Origin of the sequence: Pseudoalteromonas sp. NFXS39 (assembly GCF_040148775.1) — a bacterium.
In the GTDB taxonomy this organism is placed as follows: domain Bacteria; phylum Pseudomonadota; class Gammaproteobacteria; order Enterobacterales; family Alteromonadaceae; genus Pseudoalteromonas; species Pseudoalteromonas apostichopi.
This window is the reverse complement of sequence record NZ_JAGDEC010000018.1, coordinates 1-17,724: the sequence shown is the minus strand read 5'-3', so window position 1 is coordinate 17,724 and position 17,724 is coordinate 1. Positions and strand designations below refer to the sequence as shown.

21 protein-coding genes and 2 tRNA genes are annotated in these 17,724 nt (G+C 41.8%); 11 read left to right on the top strand and 12 right to left on the bottom strand.

Going from position 1 to position 17,724, the window contains the following annotated elements; translation table 11 throughout:
- The first annotated feature begins 468 nt into the window (after positions 1–468).
- The 8 genes from J3455_RS19760 to J3455_RS19725 all read left to right on the top strand — a co-directional run bounded on the left by J3455_RS19760 (position 469) and on the right by J3455_RS19725 (position 6,542).
- Positions 469–1,401: a CHAD domain-containing protein gene (locus J3455_RS19760; RefSeq protein ID WP_130050098.1), complete on the top strand. Its 933-nt coding sequence runs from the start codon at positions 469–471 to the stop codon at positions 1,399–1,401.
- 30 nt (positions 1,402–1,431) lie between these two features.
- Positions 1,432–2,331 (top strand): DUF350 domain-containing protein, encoded by a 900-nt coding sequence (locus J3455_RS19755; RefSeq protein ID WP_130050097.1) that lies wholly within the window; start codon positions 1,432–1,434, stop codon positions 2,329–2,331.
- A gap of 73 nt (positions 2,332–2,404) precedes the next feature.
- Positions 2,405–4,057 carry a polyamine aminopropyltransferase gene (locus tag J3455_RS19750; RefSeq protein WP_502935104.1) on the top strand — a complete coding sequence of 551 codons (1,653 nt, stop codon included), beginning with the start codon at positions 2,405–2,407 and terminating at the stop codon, positions 4,055–4,057.
- A gap of 79 nt (positions 4,058–4,136) precedes the next feature.
- Positions 4,137–4,550 carry a YjfI family protein gene (locus J3455_RS19745; RefSeq protein WP_054563728.1) on the top strand — a complete coding sequence of 138 codons (414 nt, stop codon included), beginning with the start codon at positions 4,137–4,139 and terminating at the stop codon, positions 4,548–4,550.
- Between the two features lie 24 nt (positions 4,551–4,574).
- Positions 4,575–5,267 carry a PspA/IM30 family protein gene (locus tag J3455_RS19740; protein ID WP_130050095.1) on the top strand — a complete coding sequence of 231 codons (693 nt, stop codon included), beginning with the start codon at positions 4,575–4,577 and terminating at the stop codon, positions 5,265–5,267.
- A 71-nt stretch (positions 5,268–5,338) separates the two neighbouring features.
- Positions 5,339–5,977, top strand: a complete 639-nt coding sequence (locus J3455_RS19735; protein ID WP_349562270.1) for a hypothetical protein — start codon at positions 5,339–5,341, stop codon at positions 5,975–5,977.
- Positions 5,974–6,291 carry a hypothetical protein gene (locus J3455_RS19730; RefSeq protein ID WP_054554605.1) on the top strand — a complete coding sequence of 106 codons (318 nt, stop codon included), beginning with the start codon at positions 5,974–5,976 and terminating at the stop codon, positions 6,289–6,291. The genes J3455_RS19735 and J3455_RS19730 overlap by 4 nt, the downstream gene beginning before the upstream one ends.
- 65 nt (positions 6,292–6,356) lie before the next feature.
- Positions 6,357–6,542 (top strand): hypothetical protein, encoded by a 186-nt coding sequence (locus tag J3455_RS19725; protein WP_130052220.1) that lies wholly within the window; start codon positions 6,357–6,359, stop codon positions 6,540–6,542.
- On the opposite strand, the gene J3455_RS19720 is transcribed toward J3455_RS19725, so the two are convergent.
- The 5 genes from J3455_RS19720 to J3455_RS19700 all read right to left on the bottom strand — a co-directional run bounded on the left by J3455_RS19720 (position 6,535) and on the right by J3455_RS19700 (position 9,610).
- On the bottom strand, positions 6,535–6,936 hold the full coding sequence (locus tag J3455_RS19720) for a hypothetical protein (RefSeq protein WP_130050093.1): 402 nt from the start codon (positions 6,934–6,936) through the stop codon (positions 6,535–6,537). The two genes, J3455_RS19725 and J3455_RS19720, sit on opposite strands and share 8 nt — an antisense overlap.
- A 13-nt stretch (positions 6,937–6,949) precedes the next feature.
- On the bottom strand, positions 6,950–7,435 hold the full coding sequence (locus J3455_RS19715) for a hypothetical protein (protein ID WP_167658782.1): 486 nt from the start codon (positions 7,433–7,435) through the stop codon (positions 6,950–6,952).
- Between the two features lie 123 nt (positions 7,436–7,558).
- The gene (locus tag J3455_RS19710) at positions 7,559–8,935 is read right to left on the bottom strand and encodes a class II fumarate hydratase (RefSeq protein WP_130050091.1); all 1,377 of its coding nucleotides are present in this window, start codon (positions 8,933–8,935) and stop codon (positions 7,559–7,561) included.
- 8 nt (positions 8,936–8,943) lie between these two features.
- Positions 8,944–9,309, bottom strand: a complete 366-nt coding sequence (locus J3455_RS19705) for a hypothetical protein (protein ID WP_349562267.1) — start codon at positions 9,307–9,309, stop codon at positions 8,944–8,946.
- A 106-nt stretch (positions 9,310–9,415) separates the two neighbouring features.
- Positions 9,416–9,610 carry a hypothetical protein gene (locus tag J3455_RS19700; protein WP_130050090.1) on the bottom strand — a complete coding sequence of 65 codons (195 nt, stop codon included), beginning with the start codon at positions 9,608–9,610 and terminating at the stop codon, positions 9,416–9,418.
- 183 nt (positions 9,611–9,793) lie between these two features.
- Between J3455_RS19700 and J3455_RS19695 the strand changes: the two genes are divergently transcribed.
- Positions 9,794–10,384, top strand: a complete 591-nt coding sequence (locus J3455_RS19695; protein WP_130050089.1) for a DUF938 domain-containing protein — start codon at positions 9,794–9,796, stop codon at positions 10,382–10,384.
- Here the strand turns inward: J3455_RS19695 and J3455_RS19690 are convergent.
- The 3 genes from J3455_RS19690 to J3455_RS19680 form a co-directional block, all read right to left on the bottom strand.
- Complete coding sequence (locus tag J3455_RS19690) at positions 10,361–11,500, bottom strand: GNAT family N-acetyltransferase (RefSeq protein WP_178926450.1); 1,140 nt, start codon at positions 11,498–11,500, stop codon at positions 10,361–10,363. The two genes, J3455_RS19695 and J3455_RS19690, sit on opposite strands and share 24 nt — an antisense overlap.
- On the bottom strand, positions 11,497–12,864 hold the full coding sequence (locus tag J3455_RS19685; protein WP_349562264.1) for an alpha/beta hydrolase: 1,368 nt from the start codon (positions 12,862–12,864) through the stop codon (positions 11,497–11,499). The genes J3455_RS19690 and J3455_RS19685 overlap by 4 nt, the downstream gene beginning before the upstream one ends.
- Positions 12,865–12,932: 68 nt before the next feature.
- Positions 12,933–13,394 carry an Lrp/AsnC family transcriptional regulator gene (locus tag J3455_RS19680; protein ID WP_130050086.1) on the bottom strand — a complete coding sequence of 154 codons (462 nt, stop codon included), beginning with the start codon at positions 13,392–13,394 and terminating at the stop codon, positions 12,933–12,935.
- A gap of 113 nt (positions 13,395–13,507) precedes the next feature.
- Here J3455_RS19680 and J3455_RS19675 point away from each other — a divergent pair, with 113 nt between their 5' ends.
- Positions 13,508–14,677, top strand: coding sequence for a PrnB family protein (locus J3455_RS19675; RefSeq protein WP_349562261.1), 1,170 nt, complete (start codon positions 13,508–13,510; stop codon positions 14,675–14,677).
- Positions 14,677–15,795 carry an aminotransferase class V-fold PLP-dependent enzyme gene (locus tag J3455_RS19670; RefSeq protein ID WP_250661495.1) on the top strand — a complete coding sequence of 373 codons (1,119 nt, stop codon included), beginning with the start codon at positions 14,677–14,679 and terminating at the stop codon, positions 15,793–15,795. The genes J3455_RS19675 and J3455_RS19670 overlap by 1 nt, the downstream gene beginning before the upstream one ends.
- Here the strand turns inward: J3455_RS19670 and J3455_RS19665 are convergent.
- The 4 genes from J3455_RS19665 to J3455_RS19650 all read right to left on the bottom strand — a co-directional run bounded on the left by J3455_RS19665 (position 15,767) and on the right by J3455_RS19650 (position 17,446).
- A complete protein-coding gene (locus J3455_RS19665; protein WP_250661496.1) occupies positions 15,767–16,531 on the bottom strand; it encodes an MBL fold metallo-hydrolase in 765 nt (254 codons plus the stop codon). The genes J3455_RS19670 and J3455_RS19665 overlap by 29 nt on opposite strands.
- 68 nt (positions 16,532–16,599) lie before the next feature.
- Complete coding sequence (locus J3455_RS19660; protein WP_167658791.1) at positions 16,600–17,100, bottom strand: DUF4124 domain-containing protein; 501 nt, start codon at positions 17,098–17,100, stop codon at positions 16,600–16,602.
- 109 nt (positions 17,101–17,209) lie between these two features.
- A tRNA-Ser gene (locus J3455_RS19655) sits at positions 17,210–17,302 on the bottom strand.
- A gap of 53 nt (positions 17,303–17,355) precedes the next feature.
- Positions 17,356–17,446: transfer RNA gene (locus J3455_RS19650), tRNA-Ser, on the bottom strand.
- Positions 17,447–17,724 lie beyond the last annotated feature (278 nt).

Genomic DNA, 17,724 nt, shown 5'->3' with positions numbered 1-17,724 from the left:
GATGATAGTGTGGCATTTGCCATGTGAAAGTAGGACATTGCCAGGCTCCAAATTAAAGAAAGCCCGATTCGAAAGAGTCGGGCTTTTTTGCGTCTGGAGCTGTCAGCTTTCAGCCGTCAGACGTCAGCTGAAATGTGGGGTTGTATAGTGCAGAGTTTCCCTCAGCAACAAAACTTTGTAGGAGGCACGTTAGTGCCGAATCTAGACCTTAACAAACACATTCATGGCTGAATCCATTCCTACAAGTACACTTTGCCTAGAGCCTCTGGCAGAGGGAGACTCAGCACCAAACACCTCCACAAAGCGGCTGAACGCTGACGGCTGAAATCTGATAGCTCTGTGTTGGGTTTCGCTGCGATCTACCCAATGTACCAACCAAATTTACCCTTTGTTGCAATTTTAATCTTGGTTTAGTACCTGAGCTATGTAAAACTATTTGCGTTTTTAAACCACAATCAGGTGACATGAATGTCTCAAATAAAAGCTTGGAAACTTATTAGCCTGTTTTGTTTGGTAAGCTTGCTTATGGGCTGTGAGTCGAAAGAAGAGCAGCTGAAACAAACAATACAACAATCCATAGAAAAAGCTGAGGTTGAATTAAATCAGCTTGGTACAGCGCTTGATAATGGCTCTTTGCGTAATGCGACGATACTTAAACAATACGGACAGGTGCTTGCTGAGCAGCAGCCGCAACTTTCTGAGATCGCACGAGTAATTAGTCTTGATGCGACCCGTGACGGGGCTATTTATACAGGTCTTACACAACGCTTAGCAGATGTTAAGTCTACTTATCTAATACCACCTTATGAAGATACCCTTCATCAACTTGATCTCATTCGTGATGCTGCCAAGCCATCTTTATTTCAAGATGCGCTTACTGATCCTATCAATATGCTGGCAGACATGTCGCAAGGGTCACTAGCAAGGGTTGGCGCTATTAGTGAAGCAGCTGAAGGTGAAAGCGTTGGTAACCAATTGGTCGGTAACCCTAACTATGGGCAGTGGCAAACTAATAGCAACGGTACAAGCTTTTGGGTTTGGTATGGGATGTATCGTATGTTGGGCGATGTATTCGACCGAGTTGAATATGGTCGCTGGAGCAGAAACAGAAAGTACAGCTATTACAATGACTATGGCCGTTATCGTTATTCGAGCCCAAAACAGATTAAAGCACAACAAACGGTAGAGACACGTACTCGTCAGTCTTATCAACGCCAGGGTAAACAATTCACTAGTCCGTATGCCACTAAACGCAGTGGTGCATCTGGATTAAGCCGAAGCAGCTATACACCACCACGCACCCGTAGTAGCTATGCTTCTAGCAGTAGTTACAGTAAAAGCTCTGGGTCATTACGAAACAGCTCGAGCAGAACATCACGTGGCATTAGCCGCGGTAAGTAGTGAAAAGAATAACCACCGGAGTTACAACATATGTATGAATTTAATGGAATAACAACTTGGTCGTTGCAAGCTTTAGCAATCGACTTTGCAATCATTATCGCTTTATTTGTCAGCCTAAAATTTATCAAAGGCTGGGTATCTAATTTACATGCTAATGATGAAATAACTGAGCGCGACAATTTTGCTTTTGGTATTAGTTTTGCGGCCGGACTTGTGGCACTTGCCATTGTTCTTAGTGGTGTAAGCAGCGGCGCATTTGCACCTACCCTACAACAAGAAGCATTACAAATGCTAGGTTATGGTGTGATGGCAATTGTGCTTATTAAGCTTGGTCATTTCTTCCAAGACAAGGTAGCGCTTCGTAAAGTGAGTCTGCATGACGAAATCGTAAAAGGCAACGCAACTGCTGCATTGATTGATTTTGGTCATGTAGTGAGTGTAGCTATTGTTATTCGCTCAGCTTTATTTTGGGTGGCGACCGAAGGCTGGCATGGTATTCCAATCGTGATCGCGGCCTTTGCAATTGGCAGCATTGCGATGCTATTGATCAGCCAATATCGAGTGCAGTTATTCAAGCGTACTAATCGCAGTGGTGACTGCTTGCAACAAGCGGTTATCGACGGCAACTTAGCCGTGGGTATTCGTTACGCTGGCTTTTTAGTGGGTAGTGCATTGGCATTAACTGCTGCATCAGGTATCGCTCCTTATGCGGCTGACAACATTGCTGCTAGTTTAGGTTACTGGGCATTAAGTGCAGCGGTAAGTTTAGTTGCCTTCATTTTATTACACTTAGTGACTATCAAAATCATCTTATCAGGCTGTGATATTTCAGATGAAGTAAACCGCCAGAAAAACGTAGGTGTAGCTGCTATCTCTGCAGCGGTTTCATTTGCGATAGGTTCGACTATGGCAACCTTGTTAGGTGCCTAATTAAGTGTCTACTACAACAAGCGCCCCAAGTAGGGCCAATCTACTTGGGCATGACTTCCTATTAATAACTGTTATGGCCGTACTCGCTGGGTGCGGCCTTATTTATGAATATCTGCTATCTCATTATGCAGGTCGGGTTCTAGGCTCGGTCGAGAGCGCCATTTATGCCATGATTGGTACCATGATTGTCGCTATGGGTATCGGTGCTTTTTTAGCGCGTTGGTTTAAAGATGCATTTACTGCTTTTGCTTGGCTTGAGAGTATTATTGCTTTGGTCGGCATGGGCTGTATTTTAGCGATTGCTAGCGTTATCGCTGTGAGTTATTCATTGCCGCATATCTTCTCTGAAATTTTTAACCTGCCTGCGGATACTGTCCTTAACGGCTATGTATTTGAAAAGCTACAGGAGTGGTCACGTTTCTTACCCTATGTGTTTGGCCTATTACTCGGGCTATTAATTGGTATGGAGATCCCTTTGATCGCGCGTATTCGCCAGCAGGTTTATGGTCGCTTTTTAGAAAATAATGCGGGTACTATTTACGGGGCTGATTATATTGGCGCCGGTGTCGGTGCTGCGATTTGGGTAAGCATTATGCTTGCAATGCCAATTATGCAAGCGGCAGCTTGGACGGCGTTGTTTAATATTATTGCTGGTCTGGTGTTTTTATGGCGCTATCATCAACATGTTCGCTTCGCTAAGTTATTGTTGGTTTGCCATGTACTGTTGTTGATGTTTTTTGCACTTGTGCTCGTGCTTGGCACCAGCTGGATGAAAAACCTCAGCAATGTTTTATACAAAGATAAAGTCATATACTCGCAAGCAACCAAGTATCAGCACTTAGTGTTAACCGAGCGTTTAAGTCGCAATCAGCCGAATGCAATTACTGATCTTTACCTCAATGGCCGTCTACAGTTCTCAAGTGTGGATGAGCAAATTTATCATTCAATGCTTGTGTATCCTGCTATGTTGGCTTCAAATCGTCATGACCGCGTGTTGATCATCGGGGGTGGTGACGGGCTTGCATTGCGCGATGTTTTGAAGTGGCCAGTAAAGCATGTCACCTTGGTTGATTTAGATGGTCAGTTGTTAAACTTATTTGGCAATGAGGTCGGTGAATATGACGCGCCAGAGGAAATAAGAACACGGTTAACAGCGCTAAATAAGCATTCTATGAGTGATCCTCGCGCTGATATTCGCATTGCAGATGCCTTTTTAGAAGTTGAAGCTATGTTGGCAAAAGGCATGCGCTTTGACACTATTTTGATTGACCTACCAGACCCTAACCATCCTGACCTTAATAAGATGTACAGTGACTATTTTTATAATCATGTGCGTCAGTTGTTGGCGCCTGATGGGGCTGTGGCTGTGCAATCAACATCGCCTTATCATGCGAAAAAAGCGTTTTTAAGTATTGCTAAAACAATGAAAGCAGCTGGCTTTGGTTATGTTGAGCAATACCAACAAAATATTCCTTCGTTTGGTCAATGGGGTTGGACAATCGCGACCACGGCTGGCAAATCAGCAAGTCAGCGAATTCGTGAAACTAACGAATTACCAGTGCCATCTCGTTGGGTAAGCAAAGAATATTTATTGGCTTCTTTTGTGTTTCCGAATCATTTTTTTGAACAAGTAAACACGATAGAAGTCAATAGATTAGGTTCTGGAACCTTATATGATTATTACCGCCAAGCGTGGCAAGTTGAAACCGAATTGTACAAAAATTGATATTTTATAGTTGACATAATATGTCGGCTATGCAAATCTTAACTCAGACATAATATGTCAAAACGTAAAAAGGTGAGACATGGAATTAAATGAACTATCAATCAAACTGGCTTCTTTTGAAACAGAAGGTGTGAGCTTTGAGTCTTTCTTGATTGCCAACGAAGGTGAACAAGATGTGTTACAAGTTATCGTCGATGGGAATGATGAGTTACCTATCTTTGTTACTCAAACAGAAGAGCAATTACTGTGTATTAGCTACCTGTTTGCTGAAAACGAAGTACAAGCAGATATGCGTAATGAGTTAAACGAAACGTTACTACGTTTAAATGTGCCAATTCCATTAAGCGCATTTGCAAAAATTGATGATAAATACGCTATTTTTGGCGCGTTATCGGTTAATTCATCGTTTGATGATATTACCCATGAGTTGGTAACACTGGCTGACAATGCGATTGATGCACTTGAAGCCGTGACCATTTATTTAAACGATTAATTAGCAATTTCTGGAGTTAAGATTATGAGTATTTTAAAGAAACTATTTACAGCTGTACGTGGTGGCGCTCGTGAAGCAGGACAAGCAGTTGTTGATGCAAACGGTATCCGTATCTTTGAACAAGAAATTGCTGATGCACAAAATGCCTTACAACGCGCTAAGAAAAGCCTTACCGAAGTAATGGCAAAAGAGATGCAAACAAAGCGTAAAATTAGCGCACTAGATGCATCAATTGCAGAACATGAAGCGTATGCAGGTCAAGCACTTGAAAAAGGTAACGAAGCGTTAGCATTAGAAATCGCAGAAAAAATCGGTGATTTCGAAGCTGAAAAAGCAGAGCACGAAGAAGTGTTAGCTGGCTTTAGTAACCACATTGTGCAACTAAAGCAGCAAGTTAAAGAAGCTGAAAAGTCGATTAAAGAAAACCAACGTCAATTAACGATGGTTAAAACGACTGAAAGTGTGCAGCAAGCAACAATGGCTGTTAACAGCACGCTAAATACTAATAGTTCATCAATGACATCAGCACGCGAGTCTCTAGAGCGTATTAAACAACGCCAGCAAGACCGTCAAGACCAGTTAGGTGCGGCTAAGCAATTAGAAGCTGATACTAACGGCGATGATTTAAAAGCGAAAATGGCTGAAGCGGGTATCGGCGATACCAACCCAAAAAGCGCAGATATTTTGGCGCGTATTAAAGCAAAACAAAATAGCTAATCAGTTAACGGAAAGACAAAAGGTAACCCACGCACTGGGTTACCTTTTTTACTTCAACAAGGAGTCAGCCAATGTTTAACTTTTTCAAATCTAAAAAAGCACCAGAGCGTCAGCTTACTGATCCAAGCCAATTACTCGTTGGTGATATGCTAACTGTGATTGATTCGTTCGCTTATCCAAGCTGGTTAAAAGGACAGACACTGCGTGTTATTGATGTGCAAACGTATCAGTATCAACGTAGTGCAGAGTATGAGCTGGTACTCGAGAGTGAATCTGGCCAAGTGGTGTTTTTGCAAATTGAATCAGATGACGGTGAACAATGGGCAAACTTTGCGATCAAAATTCAGCGTGATGATGTTGATGAGATTTTTACCCTTGATGAGTTCGCTCGTATTTTTGATGAAGATGAGCTAACGGCAATTAATGTGCAGAGTAGCCCTGAACGCTTTAGCCACTTTTTAGCATCAAGCTATAAACAAACAGAAGCCCCTTATGTGTGTTATTTCCATAATAAGGATTACCGTAATAAGCCTTTACCTCGTTACGAAGACGAAGGCGGTGAACCGTGTGAAATGATTTGTTTAAGCTCTGATGATGAATCACATAGTTTAAATATTGAGATCTGGGAAGGCGGTGAAACAGAAGTATCACTCACGTTAACTAGACCAATTAGCGATATTGTTGATTTATTTCCTGGGGATGCCAAGTGAGTGATGCAAAAGCCAAGTGGCAGCGTCAGGAGCAGGCCGTAAGAGCCACGCAAATGGCGTTTGATTTAAGCAGTGAAGTGCAAAAATCAATAAAAAAACAAGCAATTGACCAAGAGCTTACCCCATCAGATATGATCCGTAAGATTTTGGAGCTCGACGTTAAATCGAAAAAAACCAGGCAGCGTTTATCGTTTAACTTAAATGATGAAGAGATTGCCTTATTGGCTGAGCGTTTTGGTGTTGCAGCCGATGATAAGCGTGCTGTAAAGCAGCGGGTTGCTGAATTACTCATTGAACATAGTAAAAAAAGCTAAGGTTTTGCCTTTACTTCTTTAAGCCCTTACACTGAGACTAGATGTTTGAAAGAAGTGGCATGACTGTGGATATTATTTTACTTGCGTATTTAGTTATTTTTGCATTATTTGGCACTGCAGCAAGTTACTTTGTTCGCTACATTTATGCTTACTGGGTGCATAATACAATGCATGTAAAATACATTTATAAGGCCGGGATTTGTATCATCAGTGTGGTGATAGTATCCGGCCTTATTGCATTACTTACTTAATCTCGATGGCTTGGCATTGCTGTGAGATACACAGCGATTGTACCGGTAAGACAGGTGAACAGTCGTTAACGGTTAATGCTTGACCAGATGACCTCTCAACAGCTGTAATTTGCTCAGCAAGTTGCTCTGCTTTTTCTTGTGCCGTGTTCAATGTTGAATAGACCACATAGCGGCTTGGGCCACCACATGCTCTTTCACCGACTTCTAACACCTTACATTGAAAACTAGCTGTACAACTATTATTACTAACGATATCGTTCAGCTGATCATTTAAATCACTCAAATCAACGCGCACAGAACTACCCGACGTTGTTGTTTCACAACCCGTTAAAGCAATACTTGCTAACATAGTTGTAGTGATGAAAAGTTTCTTTAAAGTCGATGAACGAACCATTATTGCTTATTCCTTAGTATACACTTGCCGCTGAGCCTTCGATTTTAACACAAGTATTAGCAGAACACTGCGCACCTGGTGCGGTTAGATGCTGACAAATACTCATCATGTCGTTCGCTGCGTTAAATTGTTTTTCAAGGGCAGTGATATCTTTTGCAAGTTTTTCAACTTCAGCCGTGTCAGCTGTTTTGGTTGAATAAACAATGAAGCTACTTGGGCCGCCACAGGCACGGCTACCAACAGGTAATACTTTACATTGGCTGCTGTTATCACAGCTTGGATCATCGATTAATTGTTTAAGCTGCTCATGGGCTGAGCTGATAGTGGCTTTATCTGGAGCTGCTTTAGTCACTTCTTCAGTATTTTCTATTTTTACGGCTTTTGGTGCCTCGACAAGTTTATCGCTTGTTGCCGTTGATTCGGCTTGTCCATCCGTTGCAGCGTCAGAGCACGCAGTTAATAACACAGGAAATAAAATTGCCAATAGAGGATAGCGCATAACATACCTAAAAATCGTTGAATAAGTACTCACTATCATACACATTGCTCAAAGTGGAGCAATAAAAACGTTAGTTTTCAGAAAGTAGCTCTGTTATCACAGAGCTACAGGAGTACTAAAGGATTACAAACCGCCTTGGGTTAGTTTGGCTGGGTTGAGTAACTCACTCAATTCTTCACGTGAGATATCAGTATGTTCTGCAGCAACATCAATAATTGGACGGCCTTCTTGATAAGCTAATTTGGCAATTTTAGCTGCTTTGCTATAGCCGATCACCGGATTAAGTGCCGTAACCAGAATTGGGTTTTTGGCGAGTGCTTTATCAACATTGCTCTGGTTTACTTTAAAGCTGGTAATCGCTTTATCTGCAAGTGCCTCACTGCTATTAGCCAGCAGTTCGATACTTTGCAGAATGTTTAAGGCAATCACAGGTAGCATCACATTAAGTTCAAAATTACCAGCTTGACCAGCCACAGTAATAGTGGCGTCATTGCCAATAACTTGTGCGCTGACCATAGCTGCAGCTTCAGGGATTACTGGGTTTACTTTACCCGGCATAATTGATGAACCAGGCTGTAAGGCTTGAAGCTCGATTTCACCAAGACCTGCAAGAGGGCCTGAGTTCATCCAGCGCAGGTCATTGGCTATTTTCATCTGTGCTACGGCTAATACCTTAAGCTGACCCGAAAGCGCTACAATAGCATCTTGTGAACCTATGTTATAAAAGAAGTTTTTGCTCGGGCTAAAGCGAATACCTAAATTCTCACTTAAGTGCTGACAAAACTGACCGGCAAACGCTGGATCGGCATTGATACCAGTACCAACGGCTGTACCACCTTGTGCAAGTTCACAAACCCGCTCTAGTGCTTGGCGAATACCTGTCATGGCGTGATCGACTTGTAACTGCCATGCAGCTAATGTTTGCGCAAAACTTACTGGCATGGCATCCATTAAATGAGTGCGACCAGTTTTAACAATATGGCCGACTTCGGCTTGCTTGTTTTGCAAGCTTTGACTGAGTTTATCTAGTTTAGGAAATAGTTCATAAATGATGTTAATAGCGCTACTTACAGCAATTGCTGTGGGGATCACATCATTTGAGCTTTGTCCCATATTCACGTCATCATTGGGGTGAATAGTTTCGTTTGCCAGTTGGCTTGCCAGTGTCGCTATTACCTCATTGGCATTCATATTAGAGCTAGTGCCAGAGCCGGTTTGAAATACATCAACAGGAAACTCTGAAAAGTGTTTACCATCGATGATTTCTTGGCATGCTTGCTCAATTGCTTTCGCTTTGCCTTGGTTCAAGTGACCTAATGCGGCGTTACTTTGTGCGGCGGCTTGCTTAATATAGGCGAGGGCTGTGATAAATTGCTTAGGCATGGCTAAGCCACTAATTTTAAAATTGTTGATAGCACGTTGCGTTTGAGCTTGATACAAAGCGTCTGCTGGGACTTGTAGTTCGCCCATGCTATCTGATTCGGTTCTAAATTGGCTCATAAACACTCCTAAATCGGGTTAAATTCTTGGCTGAGAAGACATGCTTCTCGCTCCAAACTGAAATACTTTTCAATACAGTTATGAGTTTTGTAATAACGCTTTAGCGCAAGTTGCGGTTTATAAAGCTGAGCCAAACATTGTTTACGAATTGCATTATGTACTAATGAATCACACATCTTTTCAAGCAATTCATGAAAGGTGCGTCTTAGATACAGCTCTTGCAAAATAAAGTTGTGATGCTTTTCGTAATAGCGTGCAATGTTTAAACCCGCTTCAACATAGTTAGCAACAAGTGCAGGGGCATGTAGCCCTCGTCTTTGGCAAACACATTTCATTTGCCGCTGATATTGCAGCATAGCATTGTGAGAGTGCATAGAAAAACCGATTAGCTGTAATGATAATTGTTATCATTACAGCTAATCGGTTTTAGTGCAAGTCTTATCTAGTGAAGCTAAGACTGGATAGATTAACTGTGAGTGATTAATTGTAGCCGAGAATAAAAATCTGGTCTGTTTCATGTTTTTTCGGCGCCTGTACATTTTCTTTATTACATTGAGAAAGTAGTTCGATCACAGTTGCTCTAGCATCACAACTTGTTAAGGCGGCTTTTTCGCTTTCAGCGCGTTCGCTGGCAGCAAGTGCTGCATCTACAGCAGTGTAGGGTGAGATATACATAATATTACTCCTATTGATTAATTCACTTAAGAAATTGCATAAGCTGTACCAATATTAATTAATAATCGTAACCTGCTGAAAATAGTGGTTTTATATTTTTAAATAATAAATACATCGCGACTTTGCTATTTATTTTTGCTTTACTGTTGTGCACGAATTACCAAACATGGTGCATTAATTTATATGGATAAACCCTTCTCTCAAGCCTGTGAAAACAACAAATTACCTATTTTAAACGTATTAGAAGAGTTCTTTTCTGATGTGACGAATGTATTAGAGGTAGGCTCTGGTACGGGGCAACATAGTGTGCATTTTGCAACGCATTTAGCACATTTGCAGTGGCATTGTAGTGATCGCGAGGTTAATCACCCTGGGATTTTAGAGTGGCATCAAGAAGCTGAACTATCTAACTTGCATGCGCCATTAACACTCGACCTCAATGATCCTTGGCCTGTTGAAACAGTGAATGCTATTTTTACTGCGAATACGATGCACATTATTAGCTGGCCGCTTGTGGAGAGCTTTTTCCAAGGTGTAGCAAAGCATTTAGCGGCTAAAGGTAAATTGTGTATTTATGGGCCATTTAAGTATCAAGGTAAGTATACCAGTGCCAGCAATGCTGAATTTGATGCTTTTTTAAAACAGCAAGATGAAAATAGTGCCATTCGTGATTTTGAAGCGATTTGCCAACTCGCTGAGCAAGCTGGCTTAACCTTTGTTGAAGATGTGCAAATGCCTGCAAACAACCAATTATTGCTGTTTAAAAGGCAGTAAGCTTTCGCATTGGGCTTTATAGAGCGCCATATGTTGGCGTTCTCTAATTATAAAATCACTGATGGCAGCTGCAAAATCGCCGTGCTGAATATGATGCAGTGAATAGGTATATACAGGTTTAAAACCTCGACTTATTTTATGCTCACCTTGCGCGCCAGAGTGGAACTGTTTTAGTTTGTTGGCAATGCAGTATTCAATGCCTTGGTAATAGCAAAGCTCAAAGTGCAAACTATCGAGCTCATAGTTCGTTCCCCAGTAACGACCATATAAACAGTTCTGATCTTTAAAGCTGAGTGTGGCGGCAATCACCTCTCCTTGATATTTAGCGAACATTAGCACCAGTTTGTCGGCCATGCTTTGCTGTAATAACTCGAAAAAAGCGGTATTCAAATAACCATTGTGGCCTGAGCGCTTCAAATAGGTTTGGCGGTAAAAATGACTAAATTGCTGCATGTGCTGTTTGCTGATGTCAGCACCTTCGATCCATTCTACGGCTATCTGCTGTTCAGTTATTTTAGCGCGTTCTTTTTTGAGCGATTTACGCTTTCTTGCGGTGAGTGAAGCTAAAAAATCCTCGAAGCATTTATAGCCTTCATTAAACCACTGAAACTGCACGCCATGACGTTGCATTACGGTGTCGCTAGTTAATGCAGTCGCTTGCTGCTGGTGGCAAAAATTTATATGCCAACCTGACCAGTCTAACTGCGCTGCTGTTGCCGTGAGTATGTGCTGAATGTAAGCATAGACTTCAGTAGGATCAGCATAGTTAATACTAACTCTTTGCCCAGCAATAGGCGTGAATGGCACGCCGCAAAGCCATTTAGGGTAATACTCTAAGCCATGCTGTTGGTAGGCTTCAGCCCAAGCCCAGTCAAATACATATTCACCATAAGAATGATGTTTTAGATACCCGGGTAGTAAGGCTATGACCTGTTCTTGCTGGTAAATTGCTAAGTGCATGGGTTGCCAGCCCGACTCTTCACTCACACAGCCACTTTGTTCTAGAGCCGCTAAAAAAGCGTGATCAGTAAAGGGTGTATCATCAAAAAATGACTGCCAAAGAGCAGCATCAATCTCGCTTATTTGATTAAACCAGCGGTGGCTAAACTCACTCATTGTGCTGCCGATTCAATATCTTTAATGAAACTGCTGATATGCATAGCGAGCTTATCGAAATAAGGGTTAAACGTGAGTCGTGCAAAGGGTTTGTGTGCTTGTAAATTTTCGGCTGTGCGCTCACCCATCACGATGTCTTCTTGGTATTTGCAGGCTGTATAAAGCGTATCGTCATCTAAATAGCTGCCGCAATTTCGGTACAAAGCTTTACGGCCATAGTAAGGGTTACTGGGTTTATTAACGATACCAATATGTGACATCCCTTTGATTTTTTTACAATCATATGTATCGCAGTCATCACGGATTATGTGGTAATCAGCAGGAAAGCTGGCTGGGATGTTATTGTCGTCACCATAGTATACAAGGCGATCAAGCTGATAATTTTTGCGCGTTTTTGGGTCGTGCAGTTTAGCTAGTAATTTAAAGGTTGCTTGGTTATCTATCGTGGTGTCAACGTCACTAAAGGTGCTAAATATTGCTACATTAGGCTGTTGACGATAACGAAGCTCATCAAGGCTGATACGGCTCATTGCTTCGTGGCTAGCTGAGGCTGCACTAAATGGAAACGACTCATACTTGGCAAAATCAAGATCCGCGTCTTTATCAATCCAATTCACAAATGGAATTGCATCGACCCATTTCGCCAGCCAACCGTTTTTATTGTGTGGCTCGCTTGCCGGTGAAAACAACATAGCAGCAGTAATTTTATTATCGACAGGGCCTTGAGTTAAGTAATCAATAACCAGTGCAGCACCGGTTGAGTAGCCCCCTAAAATCACCTGATCAAAGTCTTTTAATGTGCGTTCAATGGCATACACGCTAGCTTTTTGCCAATCATCGGCATTTATGTCTCTAAGTGCAGCAGGAGCGGTACCATGCCCAGGTAGTAAAATTGTGCGGACCGTATACCCTTGTTGATAATACACTTGTGCAAGGTCGTGATAGGTAAAGGGTGAGTCGGTTAAACCATGGATTAAGAGTACGGCTTTACGGCTATCGGCCTGTTTAAGTTCGAATGGGCTTATTAAATCGGCAACAGTCGCGTTAGCTGGTCGAGCGCCTTGTGCAACAAGCTGCTGATAGGTGTCGGTATAAACAGGGCATGGCAAACTAGCACGCGGATTTTCGCTGCTAATTTGCAGGTACGCAGCGGTTAAATAGTCACTAAATGCTTGCTCGATATTATAGCTAAAGGTGCTATGGGTGCGTGGTAATGGCTCTCTAAACAGCCCTTCGCGTTTACTTTTCATCATTAGTGCTTGGTCTTCAAGCTGAGTAAGGCAGGTTTGTTGCTGTGCCATTAATGGGCTGCTAAATAGCCCACTGATGGCCCAAGAGATAGCAACTAAGTTGATGAATTTCATATTTTAAGCATCCTTTTAAAGCCTGTTTTTAGCTTATCGAGTTATCTTTGATTTGCAAGCAAGCTGCGTCAAGCTAGCGGTAAATGACGCTTAGTGAAAGCTTGTTTTAAGACCACCGTCGACTCGATGTTAGCAATACAATCAATACTACCTAGCTTATGTTTCACAAAGCTTTCATAACTTTCTAAATCAGCGGCAATAATCTTTAGAAGATAATCATAACTACCTGAGATAACAGAACACTCAAGTACATGATCAAGTTTCTCAACTTGTTGTTCAAATTGCTCAGCAGCGGCAACTGAGTTTTGGTTTAGGCGTACAAAGGCATACACAGACACATTTAAATCAACCGCTTTAGGATTGATGGCAGCATGGTAGCCACTGATCACATTCGCTGATTCGAGTTTTTTAATACGGCGCAGGCAAGGAGTATCTGACAGGCTGACAGAATGGGCTAGCTCCGAGACAGAAGTTCTTGCATTATCTTGTAAAGCATTAAGTAATTGTTGGTCTTTTTTATCTAATTTCATTTTTATTTGAGTGATTTTCACTAATCTAGATGGATTCTAGTCTATATTTTGGCGATTAGCACTCATTGAACTCTGTTAACATTATCGCAATATAATTATTTTGGAGTGAGCCTGTGACTGAGAACACAAAGGCATTTGATAGCTGGCTTCGCACCCGTTTTGTTGAGATCAATAGCGCGCTAGAAAAACTATATTGGCAACAAGACGATAAAGCGAATGTAGAAGGTGTAGGTGAAGACCTTAAATGTCAATTAGAGCAAGAAGGTAATGAGCATATTCGTGCCTTACTTGCAGAAGGTAATACCGATGAAGGCTTTGACAACGCATTCGATTTATTAGGTAATGTTGGTTTGTATATGGCGGCATGCCGTCGTCATGAGATTACAGAGCCTTCTCGTGAAACAACCTCCCCCCTTGTCGAAGCCTCAGCACTGGCAATGCATATTGGTGCATCTATTGGTGTAACTCCTCGTTTCGCAACTGCGCATTTAACCACGCACAATAAAGCTGTTGATGGCTTGTATAAGCGCTTTACTGACCTTGAAGATGAGAAAATCTTTGTTGATTACAATACCAAGGGTATTTTAGCGTATAAGCGTGTGGCGGATGCTTTATTAAAAATTCAACCATTGGGCATATCGCACCCTATAGCAGCAGATTTACTCGCAGTGGCAAAGCAAGCACTGCTAGATGTTATTGAGTCGAACAATGCGTTATACAACAAGCTTGATACAGACCGCTTTTTCTATTGTGTACGCCCGTATTACAAGCCGTATCGAGTAGGTAAAGAGGTATATCGTGGCGCGAATGCTGGTGATTTTGCGGGCATTAATGTTATCGATTTACTGCTTGGCCTTTGTTTTGCTAATGAACCTAGCTACTCGCAAATGCTGGTGGATAAATTCTTGTATATGATGCCTGAAGATCAGCAAATTTTGCGTGAAAGCATGCGTATGACAAGTATTATGGATGATTTTTTAGCTGCAGAAGCTGAGCGCGATAGCGAATGGCTACAAACTAATTTAAAGCTGTTTATTCAAGTGTGCAAACTGCATGGTGATACTGCGATTGGGCATCATAATCAATTGGTTAGTAAATACATTGCACAACCTTCACAGAAAATGCAGCAACAGCATATGGATAAAGTCACAGCCAGTGGGCCTCCTTTACACATGTTACTTAACTCACTAGAGCAGTTACGAGATCGTCGTGCGGCAGCAAAACGTGATGATATTCGCACCCGTTTTGATGATTTAACTAAATTAAAACAGTGGATTAAGTAATGAACAAAAACGATTTTGTAATTCCACAAGGCAGCTATTTGCTTAACCATTCTGTGGGGCGACCATTAAAATCAGCTGAGCAGCACTTCCATCAGCAGTTTTTTGCAGCTTGGCAAAATGAAAATAAAGAACCATGGCAACAGTGGCTGCAAGGTGTCGAGGCATTTACAAGCAGTCTCGCTAAGTTATTTAACTCGCAAAAGGAGTTGTTTTGCCCGCAAGTTAATTTATCGAGTGGCTTAACCAAGCTTTTGATGTCGCACCCGCGACTTCAGCAAGAAAACAGCAAAGTGTTGATGGCAGAAAGTGATTTTCCAAGTATGGGCTTTGCAATGCAAAAAGCTTTACCTGAAAGTGCAGAAATCGTGTTTATTGGAAAACATGAAGATTTAACCGATGCTCACGTTTGGCAGTCATATTTAGCGAATAATGAAATTGATTTAGTCTTCATTAGCCATGTTTATTCAAACACAGGCCAGCAAGCACCTATCCGTGAAATTATAAATATAGCAAAGCAACACAACACATTGACTTTGCTTGATGTTGCACAGTCTGCGGGGATTCTAGAGGTTGACTTAACTAAGCTTGATGCCGATTTTATGCTGGGCTCAAGCGTGAAATGGTTATGTGGTGGACCTGGTGCTGCTTATTTATGGGTTAACAGCAACCAACTTTCATTTTGTCGGCCACAAGATGTTGGCTGGTTTTCTCATCAAAACCCATTTGAATTTGATATTAAGCACTTTGCTTATCATCAAACCGCGTTGCGCTTTTGGGGGGGAACACCTTCAGTTGCACCTTATATTTTGGCTTCGCATAGTATTAATTACTTTGCAGAGCTGGGTATTGCGAAAGTACGAGCGCATAACTTAGCAATGCTCGCACAGTTTCATGAGCAATTAGCTGATTATATGCGCTCACCAAAGCAAGCTGATAAATGCTCTGGAACTGCCATTATGCATTTTGGTGAGCAACAAGCGGCTGTTAAAGCAGCGCTTGAGGCTGCGAATATTGCTGTTGATGAGCGTCACTTAGGTTTAAGAGTCTCTGCTCATATTTATAATGATCAGCAGGATATAAACACTTTTATTACGACTGTGAAAAGCGTTTTAGATTAAGTGCTTGCCGGGCTTTTGCTTTTACTGAACGCCAATGGGTCATTGGCTTTTCGGGGACCAGCGCCAAAATTTGCTCAAAGTCGATGTCATCAATACAGACTTCATTACTGTGGGCAAACATAATTCGTTTTGGTTGCAGCGCTTTTAGCATCAGCAAAGAGTTCAAATACAGCTTAGGATAAAAAACAGGAAAGGGCGGCACTAGCTGTCCTTTTACTTTTACTAGTAAATCAGCAATGTAAATTCGCTCACTGGGGATATGGTATAGACTAATATCTCGGTCGGTATGACCTGGGCTATGTAGCGCCTGCCAATCCTCAAAGCCGGGTAGGGTTTCATCTGTTGTAAGGTAGTAATCAGCATCGAGGTGACGACTATACCAAAGGTTATGACGCTTTTTATTTAATCTTCCAGCGACCCACCAAGCCAAAGCGATATCGGTTAAGTGCATTAAGAAACCATCAATGCCTCGATACCATTGTCCAGGGGCATTTGATGTAGCAATTTTGGCGCCGCTTAACTTTCTTAATGCATGAGCCCCACCTGCATGATCTGGATGCATATGGGTTACTACAATCAGTTTTAAGTTTGTGATAGGGCGCTTTAGTTGCTCGGTGATATAGTCAAACACGGTATTAACATCCGCGCGGCAACAACCATCAAGTAGCATCAATTTATCTGAATATTCAATCAAATAGATATTTTGAATATAGCCTTCGAGCGTGTGAATTTGCAAAACAATTGATTCCTAAACTTAGTCAGCAAACCTGTTATATCATGTCTGACCAGTTTTAGTAAGTTAAGCTAATTGGACTGTGTGCTCTGTTCTTTGAGTAATTTTTTGTGTTCTTCTAGTTGTGCTACTTGCTTTTCGAGGATAGCTATTTGGCTTTTATAGTAGGTGTTAATACGTTTGCTTTGTTTACTTATAGCGTCATCAATAGACTTTGCACCTAACCTGTTCGCAGCATCTTGGGTCATATTATTAAGTCTGTTAATACGCTCATTTTGCTGTTTTTGCAGCTCTTTGATTTCTAACTGAAGGCGGTCTATTTCGCGATCCGCTTTTTGAATTTTTAAGTAATCCTCGACACTTAAGTCGGTTGGTTTTTGTTGTTTCTGTTCTTGCTCTGTGGCTGGAGTGAGATTACTTACTGGTGATGGTGTAATTTTTACGATTTCTGCATCCTTACCACAAGGCTTCTCTGTAAAGGTGGCAACCCCGTCAATCATGCACTTATAAATAGTGGCTTGGCTGTAGGTGCTGGCAAATAGAGCAAGAGTAAACAGAGCAAAACGAAACATAGCATCACTTTGTGTAGCAAATAGATACTTAGCATGCATGAAATATAATGAGGTGTGCAAGTTTTTTGGGCATAAAAAAACCGCTTAAAAGCGGTTTTTAACAATAAAATGGTGGAGAAGGAGGGATTCGAACCCTCGATAGAGCTACAAACCCTATACTCCCTTAGCAGGGGAGCGCCTTCGGCCACTCGGCCACCTCTCCAGCGCATAATTCTGATTGTAATTTGCTGAAATAAATCAGCAAATAAAAATAAGTGGTGGAGAGATAGGGATTTGAACCCTAGAGGGGCTACAAACCCCTGCCGGTTTTCAAGACCGGTGCATTCGACCACTCTGCCATCTCTCCACGTCGTGATGCGAGAATAATACTTAGCTGAATCGGCTGTGTAAATAGGAAAAAGTTTGTTTGCTTGTTTTTTGAGCGTAAAGAGGGCGTTTTTTTGTAAAAAGGTTTAATTTTTTGCTGTTTTTCACTGAAAAGAAGGGGATGGGGCAGTAATGTATGGTACGCCCCGTTTTGCAAGTTAATAATTTAAAATAACGGAGATGGTTTGCGCTAATGTATTCAGAGTCTATTAGAGACTTTCATTAGTCCCAGCTCTACGATGAGATCCGCGCCAGATT